The 21729-nt window shown below is 45.3% G+C and carries 17 protein-coding genes, 1 tRNA gene and 1 other annotated feature; all 18 genes read right to left on the reverse strand.

All coding sequences use genetic code 11. The features are described 5' to 3' along the window. Position 1: 1 nt before the first annotated feature. Positions 2-2632, reverse strand: coding sequence for a valine--tRNA ligase (locus tag IR135_RS04435; protein ID WP_135097058.1), 2631 nt, complete (start codon positions 2630-2632; stop codon positions 2-4). A gap of 45 nt (positions 2633-2677) precedes the next feature. Next, positions 2678-2903, reverse strand: a binding site (T-box leader). A 56-nt stretch (positions 2904-2959) separates the two neighbouring features. After that, positions 2960-4021 carry an AbrB family transcriptional regulator gene (locus tag IR135_RS04440; protein WP_135097060.1) on the reverse strand — a complete coding sequence of 354 codons (1062 nt, stop codon included), beginning with the start codon at positions 4019-4021 and terminating at the stop codon, positions 2960-2962. A gap of 689 nt (positions 4022-4710) precedes the next feature. Continuing rightward, the gene (locus tag IR135_RS04445; RefSeq protein WP_135097062.1) at positions 4711-6150 is read right to left on the reverse strand and encodes an MDR family MFS transporter; all 1440 of its coding nucleotides are present in this window, start codon (positions 6148-6150) and stop codon (positions 4711-4713) included. 84 nt (positions 6151-6234) lie between these two features. Then, positions 6235-6750, reverse strand: a complete 516-nt coding sequence (locus IR135_RS04450) for a c-type cytochrome (protein WP_228063409.1) — start codon at positions 6748-6750, stop codon at positions 6235-6237. Positions 6751-6825: 75 nt separating this feature from the next. Further along, positions 6826-8112, reverse strand: a complete 1287-nt coding sequence (gene hemL, locus IR135_RS04455; protein ID WP_135097064.1) for a glutamate-1-semialdehyde 2,1-aminomutase — start codon at positions 8110-8112, stop codon at positions 6826-6828. Position 8113: 1 nt separating this feature from the next. Then, positions 8114-9094 (reverse strand): porphobilinogen synthase, encoded by a 981-nt coding sequence (gene hemB, locus IR135_RS04460; RefSeq protein WP_135097066.1) that lies wholly within the window; start codon positions 9092-9094, stop codon positions 8114-8116. After that, positions 9094-9792, reverse strand: a complete 699-nt coding sequence (locus IR135_RS04465; protein WP_135097068.1) for a uroporphyrinogen-III synthase — start codon at positions 9790-9792, stop codon at positions 9094-9096. The genes hemB and IR135_RS04465 overlap by 1 nt, the downstream gene beginning before the upstream one ends. Continuing rightward, on the reverse strand, positions 9770-10702 hold the full coding sequence (gene hemC / locus IR135_RS04470) for a hydroxymethylbilane synthase (protein WP_135097070.1): 933 nt from the start codon (positions 10700-10702) through the stop codon (positions 9770-9772). Before hemC ends, IR135_RS04465 begins: the two co-directional genes overlap by 23 nt. A gap of 14 nt (positions 10703-10716) precedes the next feature. Then, positions 10717-11541 carry a cytochrome c biogenesis protein CcsA gene (gene ccsA / locus IR135_RS04475; RefSeq protein ID WP_135097072.1) on the reverse strand — a complete coding sequence of 275 codons (825 nt, stop codon included), beginning with the start codon at positions 11539-11541 and terminating at the stop codon, positions 10717-10719. 15 nt (positions 11542-11556) lie between these two features. Then, positions 11557-12903, reverse strand: a complete 1347-nt coding sequence (gene hemA / locus IR135_RS04480; protein WP_135097073.1) for a glutamyl-tRNA reductase — start codon at positions 12901-12903, stop codon at positions 11557-11559. A gap of 102 nt (positions 12904-13005) precedes the next feature. Beyond that, positions 13006-13593 (reverse strand): ribosome biogenesis GTP-binding protein YihA/YsxC, encoded by a 588-nt coding sequence (yihA, locus tag IR135_RS04485; protein ID WP_115884192.1) that lies wholly within the window; start codon positions 13591-13593, stop codon positions 13006-13008. Between the two features lie 48 nt (positions 13594-13641). Beyond that, positions 13642-14898 (reverse strand): ATP-dependent Clp protease ATP-binding subunit ClpX, encoded by a 1257-nt coding sequence (gene clpX / locus IR135_RS04490; protein WP_135097075.1) that lies wholly within the window; start codon positions 14896-14898, stop codon positions 13642-13644. Positions 14899-15031: 133 nt separating this feature from the next. Beyond that, positions 15032-16321, reverse strand: coding sequence for a trigger factor (tig, locus tag IR135_RS04495; RefSeq protein WP_135097077.1), 1290 nt, complete (start codon positions 16319-16321; stop codon positions 15032-15034). Positions 16322-16402: 81 nt separating this feature from the next. Next, positions 16403-17353, reverse strand: a complete 951-nt coding sequence (locus IR135_RS04500; RefSeq protein WP_135097079.1) for a hypothetical protein — start codon at positions 17351-17353, stop codon at positions 16403-16405. Then, positions 17334-17948 carry an NUDIX domain-containing protein gene (locus IR135_RS04505; RefSeq protein WP_135097081.1) on the reverse strand — a complete coding sequence of 205 codons (615 nt, stop codon included), beginning with the start codon at positions 17946-17948 and terminating at the stop codon, positions 17334-17336. Before IR135_RS04505 ends, IR135_RS04500 begins: the two co-directional genes overlap by 20 nt. Before the next feature lie 462 nt (positions 17949-18410). Next, entirely contained in the window at positions 18411-21290 is a 2880-nt protein-coding gene (locus IR135_RS04510; RefSeq protein ID WP_135097083.1) for an N-acetylmuramoyl-L-alanine amidase, read from the reverse strand. A gap of 154 nt (positions 21291-21444) precedes the next feature. Next, positions 21445-21518: transfer RNA gene (locus tag IR135_RS04515), tRNA-Arg, on the reverse strand. Between the two features lie 123 nt (positions 21519-21641). Then, positions 21642-21728 (reverse strand): IS3 family transposase, encoded by an 87-nt coding sequence (locus tag IR135_RS11730; RefSeq protein WP_318272230.1) that lies wholly within the window; start codon positions 21726-21728, stop codon positions 21642-21644. Position 21729: the final 1 nt, after the last annotated feature.

Below are 21729 nucleotides of genomic sequence, written 5' to 3' on the forward strand. Positions count from 1 at the left end.
GCTATTCCACACCTCTCAAGCTCTTAAGGCGCGCCTCAACTTCTTCATACTGCGCCTCGTAGCCCGCTTGTTTTTTACGTTCTTCTTCAACGATTGCATCAGGCGCGTTGCTGACAAATTTCTCATTGTTCAGCTTGCCTGCCACGCGTTTTAACTCAGACTGAAGGCGGTCCAGTTCTTTTTCAAGACGGGCAATTTCTTCTTCTTTGTTGATGAGTCCAGCGAGCGGCAGGACAACTGTTGCCCCTTTTACAACATCTGTCTTATCGTCGTCACCCTTGTCAATTGATGCAGAAATAGTTAAATGTTCCGGGTTTGTAAAGCGCTCGATGTAATGCTTGTTGCGTTCAACCGCAGCCCGTCTCGCATCGTCTTTCACTTCCAGTTTAATATCGATCGGTTTCGATAACGGCGTATTGACTTCGTTGCGTGTCGTTCTGACTGATTTAATAATATTTACGAGCAGTTCCATTTCAGCAGATGCATCGTCGAAACTTAAAGTCTCATCGACAACCGGCCAGTCGCTTACAACAATCGATGTTTCTTTGTTGATTGTCTGATAAATTTCATCCGTTACGAACGGCATGAACGGATGCAGCATTTTCAGGATTTTATCGAGTGTATATAAGAGCACTGAACGCGTCATCTGTTTCTCTTCGTCCGTTCCGTGAGTCATCGGCACCTTAGCCATCTCGATATACCAGTCACAGAAGTCATCCCAGATGAAGTTATAGAGCGCACGGCCGACTTCACCGAACTCGTAGTCTTCAGACAGGCGCGTTACATCTGCGATTGTCTCGTTAAGACGAGTGAGAATCCACTTGTCAGCGAGCGATTTATCGCCCTCTAAATTAATGTCAGCAAGCGTAAAGTCTTCACCGATATTCATCAGGGCGAAGCGCGAAGCATTCCAGATCTTGTTGATAAAGTTCCAGACGCTCTCCACTTTTTCGTCACTGTAGCGAAGGTCCTGCCCCGGCGTTGAACCGGTCGATAAGAAGTAACGGAGCGCATCCGCACCGTACTTGTCGATAACATCCATCGGATCGACCCCGTTGCCGAGCGATTTCGACATCTTGCGATTCTGTTCATCGCGGACCAGGCCGTGCAGGAGCACATCATCAAATGGTTTTTCGCCGGTCTGCTCTAAAGACGAGAAAATCATGCGCGCGACCCAGAAGAAGATGATATCGTAACCTGTTACCAGCACATTGGTCGGGAAGTATTTAGCAAGGTCAGGTGTTTCTTCCGGCCAGCCCATAGTAGAAAACGGCCAGAGCGCGCTTGAGAACCAGGTATCGAGAACATCTTCGTCCTGCGTCCAGTTGTCACTGTCTTCCGGCGCTTCTTCTCCGACATAAATTTCACCTGTTTCGTTGTGATACCAGGCAGGAATCTGATGGCCCCACCATAGCTGGCGGGAAATAACCCAGTCGCGGATGTTTTCCATCCAGCCGTTAAAGGTATGTTCAAAACGGTTCGGCACAAAGTTGATACGGTTGTCTGTGTTCTGGTTGTCGAGACTCTTTTCAGCGAGCGGCTTCATGCTGACGAACCACTGCGTCGACAGATACGGTTCAACGATAGCGTTCGAGCGCTCAGAGTGACCGACAGAGTGCATATGCGCTTCAATTTTCAACATATAGCCCCCGTTTTCAAGGTCACTGACCAGCTGTTTGCGGCAATCGAAACGGTCGAGCCCTTCATATTTGCCGCCGAGTTCGTTAATTACACCGTTCGGGTGCATGACGTTAATGCGTTCAAGATCGTGGCGGTTGCCGATTTCAAAGTCGTTCGGGTCGTGTGCCGGTGTCACTTTCATAGCGCCGGAGCCGAAATCTTTATCGACGTAAGTATCTGCAATAATCGGCAGTTCGCGGCCGACAATCGGCAAAGTAACCGTCTTGCCGATAAGGTCCTGGTAGCGTTCGTCATCCGGATGAACCACAACTGCTGTATCCCCGAGCATGGTCTCAGGACGCGTCGTTGCGATTTCAAGGTAGCCGGAACCGTCAGTCAGCGGATATTTCACGTGATAGAACTTGCCTTCAATATCTTTGTGAATAACTTCGATATCACTGAGTGCCGTCTCGGTTTCCGGGTCCCAGTTAATAATATATTCACCACGGTAAATTAAGTCTTTGTTATACATGTCAACGAATACTTTACGCACTGCTTTTGACAGGCCTGAATCGAGCGTAAAGCGCTCTTTATCGTAATCGAGACCAAGTCCCATTTTTGCCCACTGTTCGCGGATATGAGAAGCATACTCTTCTTTCCAATTCCAGGCGTGCTCTAAAAACTTCTCGCGGCCGATGTCAGATGCTTTAATGCCAGTTTCACGAAGGCGCGCATCTACCTTAGCTTGTGTCGCAATACCCGCATGATCCATACCCGGAAGATACAGTACATCGTAGCCTTGCATGCGCTTCATACGCGTAATAATATCCTGCAGCGTCGTATCCCAGGCGTGGCCGAGGTGCAGCTTCCCTGTCACGTTCGGCGGCGGAATGACGATGGAAAACGGTTCTTTACTGCTTGTGACATCAGATTTAAATAAGCCTGCTTTAACCCAATTCTCATACTTGCCCTCTTCAACTTCAGCCGGATTATACTTTTTCGGCATTTCCATATCGATCACTCCTTATTATTTTAAAAACAAAAAACTCCAGTCCAGTAATAGGACGGGAGTTCCGCGGTGCCACCTAAATTCAGGCTATGAGCCTGCATCTCAACTTGGTGATTAACGCTCACCGCACGTTTTGCGCTACTCACTCCTATTGGAGCGTTCACACAAAACTTATCATAGCTACCTTCACAGTATGCACCGGTAAACTTTCACCACTATCGTTTACTCTCTTTGACGCCTGCATACAGCTACTCTTCTACGTCTCTCATATTTATATAAGTTAATAGTATGCGACTTTTAAAAAACTGTCAAGATTGAAGTCGGTGTCTTTTACTGCGTGCGTTTTCTGTTCAAATATTTTAAATAATAGCCGACAATCGGTACAACGACGATAATGATAAAGAATATCCTGAAGATATGATAACTCGAAATCATCGCGATATTACCGCCTGTTTCAATCGCTATAACGATAATCTGCCCAAGCCCGCCCGGTGCGGCACTTAAGAAGAGGTCGTTAAACTGATGCACTGTAAACAGCTGGAAGATAAAGACGATAAACATCGTACCGAAGATAAGAATCAGATTCTGCAAGAGAATCGAAAATATCAGGCGCTTGTTCAGCTGTGTCATCAGGGATGCGATCTGCAGGCCGATCCGGATACCGAAGAGGATCTGCGCAATATTAATAAAAACAAGATCGAGCGAAAACTCAATGCCCGTCGTTAAATTCCATATAATTAAGACGATAATCGGTCCGAGCATTAAGCTTGCCGGGAAGTTTATCTTCTGAAGAAGGTAAATTAGCCCAAAGGCAGCGACGGGAATAATCAGCATCTCCGGTATAAAGATAGTTGAGATGTAATCGACCGCGGCAGGCTCCGCCCCGATTTCAGAAGACGGCTGGAAGAGCCCTGAAACGAAAGGCACAATCAGCACGATTAAAATAATCCGCGACATCTGAGTGAGCGTGACGAGCAGAATATCCGCCCGCTTCTCCTCCTCCGCCATAATCAGCATCTGGGAGAGAGCTCCGGGCACTGAAGCGAGAATTGCCGTTTCCGGCGTACTGCCGGTCAGGTAGATAAATAGCCGGGACAAGGCGAGACTGAGTAAAAGAACGAGAATGGTCATAAGAAAAATGTTAAATAAATCATCGCGCATGTCCATTAAAGCATCGAGCGTCAGAGTGGAGCCTATTTCGACGGCCATAATCGCGACCCCGAGATCACCGAGCCAGCGCGGGAAAAATAACTCGCGGCGGACCAGCCGAATGTAGAGAATCGTCGCAATCATCGAACCGAAGAGCCACGGCAAAATCATGCCGAGCGCGGATAAGCCTGTTGAAATCAAGGCCGCCACAGCGACGAGCAGCAAGAAACGAAGTACTTTCATAAAATCACCTTATCTATTCAAGTGTCATCTATAATAATAACTTATATTACGCTCGATATAAAGTAAGTTGCTTTTTACACTTATGCGAGGTGCGGGCGGTGATGTACTTGGGATTGGTTGCGGTTGATTCCGAGTACGACGGGGGTTAGGCGTCGTACTTGAAGCTGTTCCCGAGTACGACGGCGATTTCTTGTCGTACTTGAACTTGATTCCGAGTACGACGGCGATTTCGTGTCGTACTTGAACTTACTCCCGAGTACGACGGCAATTCCGTGTCGTACTTGAACTTACTCCCGAGTACGACGGCAATTCCGTGTCGTACTTGAACTTACTCCCGAGTACGACGGCAATTCCGTGTCGTACTTGAAGCTGTTCCTGAGTACGACGGCGATTTCGTTTCGTACTTGAAGCCGCTTATTTTATCAAAAGTCCATGCGGACAAGTATTATAATGACACAATACCCTCATTCTTCGTTTATACTCGCTGTGCTTACGCCCGGTATAGAACGGGGAATCGCCGTCGTCATCCCAAGCCACCCGATTCACAACGGGAAAATGCCGTTGTTATCCCAAGCTGTCCGGTTCACAACGGGAAAATGCCGTTGTTATCCCAGCTCCTCCGATTCACAACGGGAAGTCGCCGTTGTTATCCGCCGCCCCTCACTTTCACAATCTTTATCACACAAACACTAGCTATCCCCGTCTTCTTTATCGCTCACAACTCTTTCCTGCTCTTTTAAGAAGAAGGCGAATATCAAACCGATGACTGCGAGCACTGCCGAGGCGATAAAGGTATAGTTGACGCCGATAATTTCGTCGGCAGGTGACGGGCCGTCAGCGGAGCCGCCGGAGACATTGAACGCAACTCCCGTCATAATCGTAATAAAGAGTGCCGTGAAGAGCGACCCGCCGATCTGGCGCATCGTGTTGTTCAGCGAGGTGCCGTGGGAGATTATGTGATTTTCGAGCGCGTTCATGGCATAAGTTGTTAATGCCATCATGGACAGACCAACGCCGAGCAGGCGCACGGTATAAACAATCGTAATATAGGTAAAGGTTGTTTCAACTGTCAAAAAGGACAGCAGCACAGAGGTCGCTAAAATCAGACCGAGACTGGTAAAGGTAAGAATCCGGATGCCGTAGCGGTCAAACAGCCAGCCGGCGACGAGCGACATAATCCCCATCACAAGAGCACCCGGCAAGAGTGACAGCCCGGATTGAAAAGCAGTGAAGCCGAGCATATCCTGCATTAAGACCGGGACGATATTGTTGGCGCTGACCATCGAGACGAAAACGATAATCCCGATCAGCGAGGCCATGAGAAAGTACGGGTTAGCTAAAACCCGGATTTCAAGTATCGGCTGAACCAAAATAAACTGCCTGCGGACAAAGAGACCGACAATTACTAAACCGCCAAGAATCGGCACAATCACCTCTAAGCTCGTCCAGCCGCTGACTCCCGCGACTGAGAAGCCGTACAGCAAACCGCCAAAGCCTAAAGTGGACATAACAATCGACAGTATGTCGACTTTCGGATTGGTCTGTTCTGTAACGTTCCGCATATAAAAATACGCAAAGACGATATTCAGTGCTGCGAGCGGCGCAATAATAATAAAGAGGGAGCGCCACGGCCAGAATTCTACGATATAGCCCGACAGAGTTGGTCCGATAGCTGGTGCAAAACCGATAATCAACCCGAACAGTCCCATCGCTTTTCCTCTGTTTTCAACATCGAACATCTGCAGGAGAATGACCTGGGACAAGGGCATCATAATACCCGCGCCTCCGGCCTGCAGAATGCGCCCTGTAAGCAGTATAGGAAATACCGTCGACAGTGCTGCAACTACCGTACCTGCTGTAAATAAAATCATCGCGGTCATATACAGTTTCCTCGTCGTAAACTTATTAATTAGAAATGCGGATATCGGAATCATAATTCCGTTCACTAAAAAGAAGCCCGTCGTCAGCCACTGGGCGGTGCTGAACGGAATATTCAAATCTTTCATAATGACAGGCACCGCCGTCACCAGCAGCGTCTGATTTAAAATCGAAATAAAAGCGCCGATAATTAATATGGCAATTACCAGATTGCGCCCTGTTAAACTTCCTCTTTCCCTTGTGTTATTCATAGTTCCAGTCCCCTGCCCTAAGTTTGTTTATATATAGAAAAAGACAAACTCATACAATACGAGTTTGTCTCTTTATCTCAAATATTATTGTTCACCAAAGAACTCATAAAGTGCAGTCAGTTCGTCGTCAGCAATCTGATCTTCACTGAAGGCAGGCATTGAACCCTGGCCTTCGCGGACGATTGATGTAAACTCATCTTCAGCAAGGCTTGTACCTGCTAAAGCTGGACCCATTGCACCTGAGAAGTCCTGACCGTGACATGATGCACAGTTGTCGCGTGCGATTCCTTCAGCATCAACGTCTCCGCTCGATGCAGTTTCTTCGCCGCCTTCTTCAGAAGCTTCTTCGCCTTCACTGCCGCCCGACTCTTCTCCTGAATCCGCTGTTTCTTCAGTTCCGGATTCTTCTTCGGAAGCAGTATCACCGCCGCCGCTGCCTAAGTGGAAAATAAGTAAAGGAACGATTAAGAAAACGATAATCACAGGTACTAACCAGTAAAGGTGTACTGTGCCTTTAGTTTTGTCAGACGGATTTTTTTCGATGTAGCGAGGCTGGCCATCGACTTTTGTTCCGCGTGGACGTTTTTTGTTATCACTCATTATGTCTACCCCCCATTTATACTATCACTCACTATTATACACATAATCTATAAGTCATGAAGTACAAAATTTAAATTATTTACCCGTAACTTTACTTAATGCTTTATCAAACGCATTAATTGTCGTCTCGATGTCTGCTTCAGTATGTTTTGTGGATAAGAACATACCTTCAAACTGAGACGGCGGCAGGTAAACACCTTCGTCTAAGAGGGCCTGGTACATCGCTCTGAATAATTCCAGGTCGCTTGTATTTGCACTGTCGAAGTCAGTCACCGGGCCTTCAGTCAGGAAGAAACCGATCATTGAGCCTGCACGGTTAACCGTAATCGGCTGATCGTGCTTGGCAAATACTTTTTTCAGTCCCGCTTCAAGCTGATCTGCGAGCTTGCCGAAGTAGTCATAGCTTTCTTCAGTCAGCTGGCTGAGCGTTGCAAGTCCCGTACTCATAGCGAGCGGGTTGCCCGAAAGCGTTCCAGCCTGATAAATATCACCGCTTGGTGCGATACGTTCCATAATTTCTTTTTTACCGCCGTAAGCGCCGACCGGCAGACCGCCGCCGATAACTTTACCGAGACATGTTAAGTCCGGTGTAATGCCGAAGTAGCCCTGTGCTGAATTGTAGCCGACACGGAAGCCGGTCATCACTTCATCGAAGATTAACAGCGTATTATTTTTTTCTGTAAGATCGCGCACGAATTGAAGATAGCCTTCAACCGGCGGCACGACACCCATGTTGCCTGCGACAGGCTCCATAATCACAGCTGCGATATCATCGCCGAATTTATCGAATGCTTCTGTTAAGCTTGCTTCATCGTTATAAGGCACAGTAATCGTGTTTTTCGCAGTTCCTTCAGGCACACCCGGAGAATCCGGCAGACCGAGGGTCGCCACACCTGAACCTGCTTTAATTAAGAGTGAGTCACTGTGGCCGTGGTAGCAGCCTTCGAATTTAAGTATTTTGCTTCTGCCTGTATAACCGCGGGCGAGACGCAGGGCTGCGAGCGTCGCTTCTGTCCCTGACGATACCATGCGGACCATTTCTATGGACGGTACGCGTTCCATAACAAGTTCAGCCATAGTCGTTTCAAGCTCTGTTGGGGCCCCGAAAGATGTGCCTTTAACCGCAGCGTCCTGGACGCTTTTCACGACTTTATCGTCTGCATGGCCTAAAATTAAAGGCCCGAAGCTGAGCGAGTAGTCGATAAATTCATTGCCGTCGACGTCGTAGAGACGGGCGCCCTTCGCATGGTCGATAAAGAGCGGGTGGTCGCCGACTGATTTAAAGGCGCGGGCCGGAGAGTTAACACCGCCAGGCATTACTTTAACCGCTTCATCGTAGAGTTCTTTTGACTTGTTATACATTCTAAATCTCTCCCTTATTAATTTTTTCCGCAAGCTCTTTTGCGAAATAAGTAATAATCATATCTGCGCCTGCACGCTTCATGGAAATCATCTGTTCTGCGATCACTTCTTCATCGACGAGACCGAGGTCAATCGCAGTGCGAGTCATCGCATACTCACCGCTCACGTTATAGGCGATAATCGGCAAGTTGGAATTGTTGCGCACATCTCGGATAATATCGAGATACGACAGCGCGGGCTTGACGATCATCATATCCGCACCTTCCAGCGTATCGCTTTCTAATTCGCGGAGCGCTTCAAGACGGTTGGCCGGATCCATCTGGTAAGTGCGGCGGTCGCCGAAGGATGGTGTCGATTCCGCAGCATCTCTGAACGGACCGTAAAATTTAGATGCATATTTAATACCGTAGCTCATAATCGGAATATGAGAGAAACCAGCCTGGTCGAGTCCACGGCGGATTTCCGCGACAAAACCATCCATCATATTGCTTGGTGCAATAATATCAGCGCCCGCTTTTGCCTGAGATACCGCAGTCTGTACAAGGAGCGGCAGTGACTCGTCATTGTCGACATCTTCTGTAACGGGATCGATCAGTCCGCAGTGGCCGTGGTCTGTATATTCACACAGGCACGTATCCAGTATAACGAGCAGTTCCGGATAATGTTCTTTCGACAGCCGGCATGCTTCCTGGACGATGCCGTGATCGTGGTAGGCGCCTGTGCCTTCTGCATCTTTTTCATTCGGAATACCGAAGAAAATAACGCTTTTAATGCCGAGTGCCACCACTTCATCGAGCTCTTCTTTAAGCAGGTTCAATGAAATCTGGTATACACCTTTCATCGATGACACTTCCTGCTTTACGTCCGGTTTTTCAACGACAAAAATCGGATAGATTAAATCATCTTTTGATAGTTTCGTTTCGCGCACCATATCGCGCATAAAACCGCTTTGTCTTAAACGGCGGTGTCTGTCAAAATTCATTATTGAATACTCTCCTTAATAAAATTAATCATATGTCCGAGTGTTTCATGCTCCGGTTTTGAAGCAATTAAGCCGTACTTATTTAAACGCTTTTCGGTCACGTGGCCGATGGCGATAAAATGAATATCTTTAAGTTCCTCTTTAGTAAAGTTGCCCATAAGACTTTCTACTGCAGACGGTGATGACAAGGTTAAATAATCGATGCTGCCGAGATTTTCCCTGATTTTCTCAATTGAACCTTCATGAACTTTCGGGTAATACAGCTCGATTTCAGTAACGTCAGCACCTCTGTCCCGCATATAATCGCGCATCAGCGGCCGTTTTTGGCTGCTCGCGGGATAGAGTATTTTATCGCCGGGATGAATCGTGCATTCCTCGATAAAGCCTTCTTGCGTATACGTCGACGGTTCAAAGTCCACATCGATGCCGTGCATGTTCAAAGCTTCCGTCGTCTTCACGCCGATGCTCGAGATTTTATCCGCCTGCACCTCTTTAAAATACGGCAGAAAATGCTTCACCGTATTTTTACTCGTCATAACGAGCCAGGTATACTGCGTCTTCAGGACGTCAGTATCAAAAGGCAGACTTTCAGTCGTAATGAGCGGGGCATGGACAAGAGTTAAGTCGTCGTCCGGCGCCTCCTCAAAGGTTGACTGGGTGACATAGACCACCGGTTTACTTGCCGGCATTATTCTCATTAATCATATCTATAATCTCTTTGGCACCGACTTTTTCCATTTCGTCCGCCACAAGGTTACCGAGTTTTACAGGATCTTCATGCGATTTTTTAACGACATAGCGTTCGTTGCCGTCTTCAGACATAATTAAGCCTGTTAAATATAATTCTCCATCTTCAAGCGTTGCATAACCGCCGATTGGCACCTGGCAGCTGCCGTCCATGCGTTTTAAGAACGTGCGTTCCGCTGTAGTGCACGTTGCATCTTCTTCAGAGTGCACGGATGCCAGCATATCGATCAGTTCTTTGTCATCCTCGCGCACTTCAATGCCGAGTGCTCCCTGGGCAATAGCCGGAATGAACTCTTCCGGATCAAAGTATTCCGTTACGACGCTGTCGCTCCAGCCCATGCGTTTAAGTCCTGCAGCTGCAAGCAGAATCGCATCGTACTCGCCCGCTTCCATTTTCTTAATGCGCGTGTCGATATTCCCTCTGACCCAGTTGACTGTAATGTCATCGCGCATAGAGAGCAGCTGGGCGCCGCGGCGGAGACTTGACGTGCCGACGATGCTCCCTTTCGGCAGGTCTTTAAATAAGACTTTGTTATTCGATAAAAATGCATCGCGCATATCTTCGCGCTCAGGCACACAGGCAATAGTAAAGCCTTCCGGCAGTTCGCTCGGTACGTCTTTCAGGCTGTGGATTGCCATATCGATTTCTTTATTTTTCAGTGCTTCTTCGATTTCTTTAACAAAGAGCCCCTTGCCGCCGACTTTAGATAATTGAACATCGACGATGCGGTCGCCTTTAGTAACGATTTCTTTTATTTCAATTTCAGCTTCCGGGAAGGCCGCTTCAAGCTTCTTTATAAACTGCTTCGACTGCGTTAAAGCAAGGCCGCTCCGGCGTGAACCAACAATAATTTTTCTCATATTTTATACTCTCCTTAAAGTGACCAGAAATGAAAATTGGATATTTCTGAAAGAATTAAATAATTCAGCATGACCAGCACAAAAATTGCGATGCTGTAGACGGCAAACTTAGCCGTATCGGCTTTAAATTTAACCATTGTTAAAATGATGCTGTACATAATAATAACACACACGGTGCCGATAACTTTCGGGTCGTAGAGAACAGAAGGACCGATAATCTGGAGTCCCCAGACGATTCCTATTATAATACTTATACTCATTAAAATCACACCGATAAAGGTCAGTCTGAGCATTACTTTTTCCGCCGTGCCGATACTGAACAGCGAAAAGAAACTTCTATTGAACTTTTTCTCTTTTAAATTCCGGCGCTGAATTAAGTATATAACGGCGTTCAGCATGCCGATAAAGAAGACGACATAAGCGAGCAGCGCACTGCCCACATGAACGACTAAAAGTTCGTTGACAATTTCAAGCGTCAGCGCCGTCGAGCTGAAGTTCAGCGATGAAAATGTATAAATCGTCATTAAAAATATAGTAATCATTAAGTAAAACAGCAGTATAAATTCCGACTTCGTCCTTATAAAATGAATAATTCCAACGATGATCAGTATCAGGCTTAAGCTGAAGATACTTTCAGCGAGTGTCAGAATCGGAATTCTGCCGAGCTGGACCCCGAGCTGCACTACCGACAAAAAGTGCAGTATAACAGCAGGGGTCAGCACATACAGAGAAACCTTTCTGACTTGTCGATTTCTTAAAAACAAATCATATGACAGTGCAGAAAGGCTGATAAAATATAACAGTAATATAATTTCTTGAATGCGGAACATCATATCCATAAGATATCCACCCTGCTAATTAAGGTTAAGCTGTTCTTTTCTTGCTTGCAGTTTTTCTCTCTGTTTGGAGTTCGAAACTTCGCGCTGAGCCTCGACTTCTTCCTCGATGTGGAACATCGCCATAATATCTTCAAGCTTTTCATCGCGCTTTTTGTCGCCGGCGATTTCTTTCGTAAAGATAATCGGGTCTCTCAGCATCTGGTTAATAATACTCTTCATATGTTTTGAGATCACCGTGCGTTCGCGGTCGGACATATCCGGCAGCTTGCGCTCTAGAGAATCCAGCGTTTCGTCGTGAATGTTAAGTGACTTCGTGCGCATTGCCTGGATAACAGGCACGACACCCTGCACGTTCAGCCACTCTTCGAATTCCGCTGTCGTGCCGTCGATCATTGCCATAATCTTCTCTGCTTCTTCTTCGCGTGAAGCGAGGTTAGCATCGACTAAGCCCTGCAGATCGTCGACATTGTACATATATACATTGCCGCTCGAATCAATGGCAGGATCGATGTCTCTCGGCAGCGCGATATCAATCAGAATCAGCGGTGAAGTGCCTCTTGTTTTATTGACCTCATCGATCATATCTTTTTTAATGACATAATCCGGTGACGATGTGCTTGAAATAACGATATCCGCTTCTTTTAATTCAGACTCCAGGGCGTGCAGGTTCTCTGCACGGCCGTTAAAGCGTGCAGCAAGCTCTTCCGCTTTTTCCAGCGAGCGGTTTAAGACGACAACATCTTCGATGCCGTTTGATGTTAAATTCAAGAGTGATTCTTCCGCCATTTCGCCTGCGCCGATAACGAGCACCCGGCTCTTTTTAACGTTCGCAAAGATGCGTTTAGCAAGTTCCACCGCAGCATAAGAAATCGATACTGCATTTTTCGAAATATCGGTTTCGTTATGACCGCGTTTCGCGACAGTGATCGCTTCTTTAAACAGCTTATTAAAGATGGTCCCTGTCGTATGTTCTTCCTGGGCTGTTAAAAACGCGTCTCTGATTTGTCCGAGAATCTGCGTTTCGCCGAGCACCATAGAATCGAGTCCTGCTGTTACTTTAAAGAGATGAGACACGGCCTCATCTGCCACTTTCATATCCGTCAGCTGCTTAATTTTTTCATAATCAACGTCGAACCAGTCCGCGAGAAATTTTCTGGAATAATACGCCCCCGTATGTTCCTGATCACTCACGACATAAAGTTCCGTGCGGTTGCACGTCGACAGCAATGTCGCTTCCAAAATACTCTTCTGCTCGCGCAGCTTGTGCAGCGCTTCAACGACTTCATCGTCCTGGAAGGTAACCTGCTCACGCTCTTCCACACCGGTATTTTTATAATTTAGACTTAATGCAATAATATGCACTATAATGCCCCCTCAAAACTAATCCGCACATATTTTTTAAAATGCGCGAGTTTACCTATTCCCTATTTATACTAATTATAAATTAGATAGATATCAAGCAATCTAGACAAACTTTTGTAAAGCTGTCATAATTTCAGGCAATTTCACTTTATCTACAGATGAAAATGGAAAAATCTGGTCTTCCGGCTCCATCTCAAGCTCTCTTTTAATCACGCTGATATGCTTTTGTATTTTGCCGCGGGCAATCTTATCCGATTTTGTTGCCACGATAATGACCGGCAGCTCGTAATATTTTAAGAAGTCATACATCGCGATATCATCATTTGTCGGCGGATGGCGGAGATCGATCAGCTGCACGACACACGATAAAGTTTCGCGGTTTTTAAGATAGCCTTCAATCATGCCGCCCCACTTTTCGCGTTCTGATTTCGACTGTTTCGCATACCCGTAACCCGGCACATCGACGAAGACAAACTTGTTGTCCGCATTATAAAAGTTCAGCGTAATCGTTTTACCCGGTTTTGAAGATGTCCGTGCAACACCTTTTCTGCCGCAGATTGCATTTATAAAAGATGACTTGCCGACATTCGAGCGTCCGCTTAAGGCAATCTCTTTCAGACCTGTTTCAGGGTACTGCTCTTTAGATACTGCGGAAATTATAATATCTACATTACTTGGATTAATTTTCATCTTGTCACTTCCTTTAAAAAAGGCTGTCGCAATGACAGCCTCTAGTATTTATGCACTTTTCTGGTCTGCTCTAATTTCGTTGCCTTCTGCATCGTAAATCAGCGGATCTTTTTCATCGATAATCGTTTCCCGTGTAATAACGACTTTCTTAATATCGTCATTTGAAGGAACTTTAAACATAATGTCCACCATGCGTTCTTCAATAATAGAGCGCAGTCCGCGGGCACCTGTCTTACGTTCAATAGCAAGTTCACTGATTGCATCGAGTGAATCCTCTTCAAAGATCAGTTCAACGTCGTCGATTGCCATCATTCTCGTATACTGTTTAACAAGCGCGTTTTTCGGCTCTGTTAAAATAGATTTCAAGGCGTCGACATCGAGTTCTTCAAGATAGCTGATAATCGGCACACGGCCGATAAATTCAGGAATCAGGCCGTAACTCTGAAGGTCATCGGGACGGACTTTCGCCATCAGCGCATCTTTGTCTGAGAAGTCCTCAGTTGCACCGCCGAAGCCGATTACCTTGTCGCCGAGACGGCGTTTAATGATGTCTTCCATACCGTCGAAGGCACCGCCGAGAATAAACAGGATATTCGTCGTATCGATCTGGATAGACTCCTGGTTCGGGTGCTTGCGTCCGCCTTGAGGCGGCACGCTTGCTGTTGTACCTTCTAAGATTTTAAGAAGGGCCTGCTGGACACCTTCACCGGATACGTCTCTTGTAATCGAAGTGTTTTCGCTCTTGCGCGCGATTTTATCGATTTCGTCGACATAAATAATACCTTGTTCCGCACGTTCAACATCGAAGTCCGCTGCCTGGATTAAACGGAGCAGAATGTTCTCAACGTCGTCACCGACGTAACCCGCTTCAGTCAGGCTCGTCGCATCCGCAATTGCAAACGGCACGTTTAATGAGCGTGCAAGTGTTTGTGCAAGCAGTGTTTTACCGCTTCCTGTCGGACCGATTAAAGCGATGTTGCTCTTCGCAATTTCAACTTCATCTTCGCCCATATTGTTAATGCGTTTGTAGTGGTTGTAGACAGCAACGCTGAGTGCGCGTTTAGCATTCAGCTGGCCGATTACATACTCGTCAAGAGACTCTAAAATCTCCTGAGGTTTCGGAATATAATCGAAAACTGCAGTCGTATCCATCTTCAGTTCTTCTTCTATAATTTCATAGCAGAGCTCGATACATTCGTTACAAATGTACACGCCGCTGCCGGCAATAAGTTTTTTGACCTGTTCCTGATCTTTACCGCAGAAAGAGCAGGTTAAATCTGTATCATCTTCGTTAAATTTAAACATTTATATACACCTCATTATATACTTCCAATAAAATATACTAGAAAATCTATCTTAAATCAATTGAGCTGCATATTGATGAAAAGCTCTACACTAGACGTGCAGAGCTTTTCATGTATGTGGTTCAATTTATAGATTACTCAGCTTTTTTACGGTTGTCTACCAATACGTTTAAAGCTTTTTGGATTTTAACATCTTCTTTAATCATCGTTGCATCGCCGAGTGCTTTTTTCACATCGTCAGCAGGCATGCCGAATTGTTCAGCTAAACGGTTAATTTCAGCATCTACATCTTCGTCAGTCACTTCGATGTTTTCCTCTTCAGCGATTTGTCTTAACGTTAAGTTAGTACGTACGCGTTTCAGAGCATCTTCTTTCATCTGTTCGCGGAGGGCGTTTTCGTCCTGACCTGACAGCTGTGTGTAAAGTTCAAGGTTCAGACCCTGCTGTGATAAGTTCTGTTCGAACTCCTGCAGCATGCGTGAAGTTTCTGTATCCACCATTGCATCCGGTACATCGATGTCAGCATTGTCAGCTGCTTTAGCAACAAGGCTTTCTTTTAATGTTACTTCGTAGTTGTTTTCTTTTTGAGCTTTCACTTCATCTTTAAGTGCAGCTTTTAATTCGTCGACAGTTTTAGCGTCGCGGTTTTCAAGTTCTGATACGAACTCATCTGTTAATTCCGGAGTTTCTTTTTGCTTAAGTGAGTTCACTTTAACTTGGAATACAGCTTCCTTACCAGCTAACTCTTCAGCGTGGTACTCTTCAGGGAAAGTCACGTTAACGTCTTTCTCTTCGCCTATTTCCATGCCGACCATCTGCTCTTCAAAGCCCGGGATGAATGAGTTTGAACCGACTTCAATTTCGTAGTCATGAGCGTGTCCGCCTTCGAAAGCTTCGCCGTCAACGAATCCGTGGAAATCGATAGTAGCGATGTCGCCTTCTTCAACAGTGCCTTCTTCTTTAACAACTAAATCAGAGTACTCAGTAAGGATGTGATCGATCTGGTGATCAACTTCTTCGTCAGTCACGTCAGTGTCGATTTCTTCACCTTCAAGGTTTTTGTATTCGCCAAGTTTAACTTCAGGCTCAACTGTAACAGTTGCTTTAAGAATAACATCTTTACCTTTTTCGATCTGTTCAACATCCACGTCAGGCTGAGCAACCGGTGTAATACCAGCTTCATCAACAGCTTTCGCGTAGTTTTCAGGTAACAGAATGTCTAATGCATCCTGGTAAAGAGATTCTACACCGAAACGTTTTTCAAACATTTGACGGGGTACTTTACCTTTTCTGAATCCAGGCATGTTAATGTCCTTAGAAACTTTTTTAAATGCTTCATCTAAAGCAGTGTTTAATTCTTCAGCTGGAATTGTAATTGTTAAAATCCCTTCGTTACCTTCTTGTTTTTCCCATGTTTGAGACATAATACATTTTCCTCCATTAAGTCGTTTTTTCAATTAACCTGTATATTATAACACATACAAATATTGATTCAAATGATTGATTTACAGCGAATTCTCTGCGATCTCGCGTTCGATTTCACCAAGCCAGTGTTTGACTGTAGCGTCCGCATCGTAAGACGCGGGCATGCCGAGCATTTCTTCAATACGTTCACAGTAAGCTTTCACTGCCGCTTCAGCCGTAAAATCAGGCTGCACCGGATACATGTATATCGCGTGCCCCATAAGGAGCTCTGTCGCTGCCTCGGTAAAGGACGGGTTGAACTGTTCAACTTCATCCAGCACCTTCGGCAGGACATCCTTGACGATAAAATACTCTTCCAGACTGCCGAGCTCTGCCGGCTGCACTGTCATCTTCACACCGCATTTCTCAATGGTTAGCGTACCATTAGAACGTACGCTTCGCAAATATAAAAGCATAGCAGTCTTAAGCTCGTTGCGATTTGCCTCGCTGAAAGCTTCTGTTATGAGATTCGTATAGGTTATATCGTGCGCTGCCGTAATCTTTTCCACAAATTCAAGCTGCTGAAACAGGTTGAATTTATCGAATTCCTCTTTAGAGATAACCGGTTCCTGGTCGCTCAGCATTCCGCGGAGCTTGTTGGCTGCATTTTGTCTCAAGGACAAAATATCGATGCGGAAACCTTGAGGAATCGGCTCTTCGAGCAGGTGGCCGGAAAACTCCAGCACCTCTTCGTAATTGCCCATATCGGATAACGCCTGCAGCATATATACCATATGCGTTTCGTAATTGCCGTCGCCGTTGTTCATCTGTTCAAGAGAATAATCAACGAGCTCCCCCGGACGTTTCGACCGGAGCAGTGTTTCATACAGCATCTCTTCAGCGTGCTCTGACGGTTCTGTGAGATTCGTGTACTTAGAAAACGTTGACAGGAAACGCGCGTCATCTCCAGCGTCAAAATAAGCCTTCAGATCGCGTTCGAACTTCTTAATAAATCTGTGGTGCGTCGTAACCTTATTGTCCATAAGCATCACGGATAATCAGTTCACTCCACGATTCGTACGGAGACATCGTTTCGAGGACATCGTTTTTAACCCATTCAAGTGCAATGGTGTCCTCTTCTTTATTAATAATTTTATCTTTTTCAACGTCGATTTTTAAAACGAGACCGATGTGAACTTTGCCGACTTCGTTATCGTCATCGTTGATTAAGCCGTGAATTTCAATATTTCTCACGTCGTCAGCACTTAAGCCGACTTCCTCTTCAAGCTCGCGTGCAGCGTTAACGCGGAGCTTGCCGTTGATATTCTCTTCAGACTCAACATCATTCATATGGCCGCCGACCCCGATCGAAAGAAGACCGTGGAGACGCGCCTCGCCGCCGCCTTCAAGACGTTTGTAGACAAGCGTTTCGTCACTGTTGGTAATAATGCAGTAGCTGATCAGCTGCTTGTAGCCTGGATCCTCTTCCATATCACCGCGGCGCTTCACTTCAAAATCGCCGAATGACTTCACGATTTCCTTGTAGCGGTTGTCGTCTTTAGAAATAAAGCCGTTAAAAGCATGCGCTTCCCCATTAAATAATGTGTCGCGTTTTACTACTAATATCTGTTCATCAAATTTACTCATGTATAATCTCCTCGCAGGGTGAATCTTTTTATTATCCGGTAATTAAAAAACTCTCTAAAATCATTTAGAGAGTTTTAAGATGTCTATATGGTTAAACAGGAGCGGAAACGAACTTTCCACTCCCTTGATTGTACCGCCGGTAAAATCATCACCGGTACAGCACACGTCTGACACGAATAAACAACATTCTCCAAAGTTATTCGATTGTCTCTCGAGAAGTAATTGTAGACGAATCACGGATAATATTCAAGGGGAAGATGAGAATCGGCATTCGTTATTCAGTTTTTAAAACAATATTCAGAAAGAAAATTATATTTATTCGCTTCTAAGGCATCGGCCGGGGGTTCGGATCCCTCCCAGGACGTCAAAGGCTCATTTATATAGAAGAAGCCTCTCAAACCGGCAGTGAGATGCATCTGATACACACATCATCAACCGGTCTGGAGGCTTATATTTAATTATTTATTTTTCTGTCGTTTTTCTTCTTTTCACCAGGAAGCCTAGTCCAAGTGCTGCTAAGATCGCAGCAAATATTGATGTGTTTTGTGCCGGTGTTCCTGTGTCAGGCAGCATTTCTGCTTCTTCAGCTTCTTCAGCTTCTTCAGAGCCATCCTGGCTGACATCATTCGAAGCAGCCGGGGCTGTTTCTTCTGCTGAATCCACATCCTGCTCAGTGTAAACAGTCTGGTGTTCGTTCGCTTTGTCAGCCGTGCCTTCTTCTCCGCCAGTATCATTCTCGCCTGTAAGTACCGGCAATGCTGTATTGTCTTCGTTGTCATTACCGTAAACTACCGCGTACTGACTGAAGCTGTTTACATTAAAAACAGCGTATCCGTCTTCAGTTCTGTAGTTCACCGCTTCCAGCGTTTCACCGATATCACCCAGGTAGTAAACGTTCGACACGTAGCCATTCGCAGGCAGGTACACTGTCACCGGGTTTTGCAGATTGTACAGCAATCCATTCTCGTCAAGAACATGGATGTCGTATAAATCATGTGCTGCATTAATTGCGTTTGACGGGTTCAAGACCGTCACAGCCAATGACTTACCGTCCAGTTCATCAGATTCACTAACTACGCGGATCCCCGTTGCTCCATCTTCTATAGAAGATAAAACTTCTCTTTCTTCCTGAACTTCAAGTTCAGCTGATTCCTCATGGTCTCTTGAAGGCTGGTCCGTGCCTTCAGTATCGTCATCTGAAGCTTCCGGAGTTTCAGATGCTGATTCTTCTTCGGTCTCGTTATCATCGCTCACGGATTCATTGTCTGAATCTTCATCCGGAATATCGTTAGCTTCCTCATCTTCTAAAAATTCATTTGATTCTTCTTCGTTTTGATTTGACTCGTTATCCGTGCTGTTATCTGTGTCCTCTTTTTCTTCAGATATACTTTCTTCTGATTCAGCCGGTTCTTTTGGAGTTTCAGTTTCTGCAGGTTTTTCCTCCTCGAGGTTTTCATCTTCTTCAGCTTCCGGAACATAATCTGATGTCGTTAAATCACCAGCATACATCCAGCCGAGGGAAACGCCGTTCTCGTCTTCAAGAAGGTAATAATCATCATAGTTGTAAGTCGCCGTTCTGACTACACGGAACTGCTGGCCTAAAAGATCGTCAGCATTTTTAGTTCTGACATCAGTCACACTTTCGTATAAGCCGAGGTTATTGGGATTAACTTCAGCGACTAAATCTGTATTTCCTTCCTCAACAGGCATAGAAATCTCAGGCGCAGTAAGTTTATTGTACATGTCGTTGTAGCGCTGGCCGATCAGATTAATTACGTCATTATATTCATAGTCAAAACGTGCAAAGTATTCATAAGGGTCAGGTGAAGCTGTTCCGCCTAAGTGATTCGAAACTGCAACGTGAGAATATAAGGTCCCCTCGCCTGTTTCCTCAGCACTGACTACCGGCAACTTGTGTTTGTATAAGAGGTTCGCAATATAGTCTGCATAGTTGTTAATCGACTTCGCAAAGTCATGCGCATTATCGTAACGCATTAATTCAACGTGCATGTGCATATCATTTGAAACAGGACCCGCACCGTAGGCCAGGTAATCTGTGTCTGCCACCTGAATAATATTATCCGCATCTACAAACGCATGTACAAAAGCGTTCTCCCAGTTACGCGACATATATTCAATTTCACCGTATATAGTTGAGTTCTCGTTACCAACATCGTGAAGTACGACACCCTTAGGCTTTCCGACCTCACCGTTCTCAGGCTCCCAGCCATAATCGGAGTGATATGCGTATTTCGGCAGGTTAGGAATATAATCATATTTAATCTCTGCCACATCAAAATTATTGTCAGCTATATACTGGTTGATGTCAGTAATTGCGTCAGATAATGACATGGTGCTCACGGTGCTCGCTGCAGCGTAGACTTCCTCTCTATTTAACTCTTCATTCTCTAAAGCAAGCGATTCAGTTAAATCAGCTAACATTTGTTCGTCCGCTTCGATATTATCCTCATTCTCTTCTAAGAAAGCAGCTTGTCCCTCTGCAGATAAATTCTCAAGCTCTTCTTTTAGGGAATCAGAATTATATTTGTATGTAGGTGCTTCTTCTGATTCGTCAACTTCAGCAGCTGCTTCTTCAGTTGCTGGTTCAGCTTCGATTTCTGATAGTTGTTCAGCTTCTTCAGTTGCATCAGTTTCTTCAGATTGAACATCTTCAGATTCTTGTGTTTCTTGAACTTGGTCTTCCGCTGGTTCAGTCGGAATGTTTTCGGCTGTTTCTTCAGTTTCTGCTTCTTCTGATGCCACTGCAGCTTCAGTCTCTGCTGATACTTCAGGTTCAACTTCCTGTTCTTGTTCAGCGTCTGGTTCCGCTTCTGTTTCAACTGCAGTGTCTTCTTCAACCACTTCTTCCGCTGCAGTAGTCTCTACAGTTTCTTCAGATACCGCAGGCTTAGCCGCTTCCTCAACTTGTTCTTCAGCTGTCTCAGCATTTTCCTCTTCAACAGTGTTTACTTCTGCTGGTTCTTCCACCGGTGTTTCTGCAGGTTCTTCAGTAGCCTGTTCTTCAATATTACTTTCATCTAATTCATTTTCAGCAACTTCTTCAGCTTCCGCTGTCTCTTCTAATTCGGAACTTTCTTCATCAGCTTCATCTGACGTTTTATCTTCACTGTTCTCATTCGATTCTTCATCTTCAGACTCTTCTTCTGATTCAATAAAGTCGAGCTCTCTTTCCGACTCTTCTTCACTTACCGCGTATTCTTCTGTGTTCGAATTCTGGTACTGCTCATCCTGATCTACTTCTTCTGCATTAGCAACCATTGTTGATGCCAGCAGACTCGTTGAAACGAGTGTCGGTACAATTAAACGATTCTTATATTTCATTTTTGACCTCCATAAAAGTGTATTCTTACCTAGGATACTAAACTTTTTCACAAAATTCTTGAAATTTACAAAATTTTAAGAATTATTATCGAGTATTAGAAAAGCTCCCATTCCACCTTGGAATGAGAGCTGATATTTTAACTAAATGTTTTAACGTCCCAAGCGGGAGTCGAACCCGCGGCCTGCGCCTTAGGAGGGCGCTGCTCTATCCAGCTGAGCTACCGGGACATGGTTTAATATTTATATTATAACAGAACTTTCCCTCCATTTTGGAGGTGAAAATTTTTTAATTAAACGCTTCGGAGTATTGAATGAACTATAACCTATAAAATAGACAATTTAATAAAAGCGTTACGCTGTGAGTAGATGACCCCTGTATTGTGCCGGGGTCATCTTATTTAGTCCCCATTGATAGCGCTCATTATTATACTTATTAATA

This window comes from Jeotgalicoccus nanhaiensis (assembly GCF_015235105.1).
Classification (GTDB): Bacteria; Bacillota; Bacilli; order Staphylococcales; family Salinicoccaceae; genus Jeotgalicoccus; species Jeotgalicoccus nanhaiensis.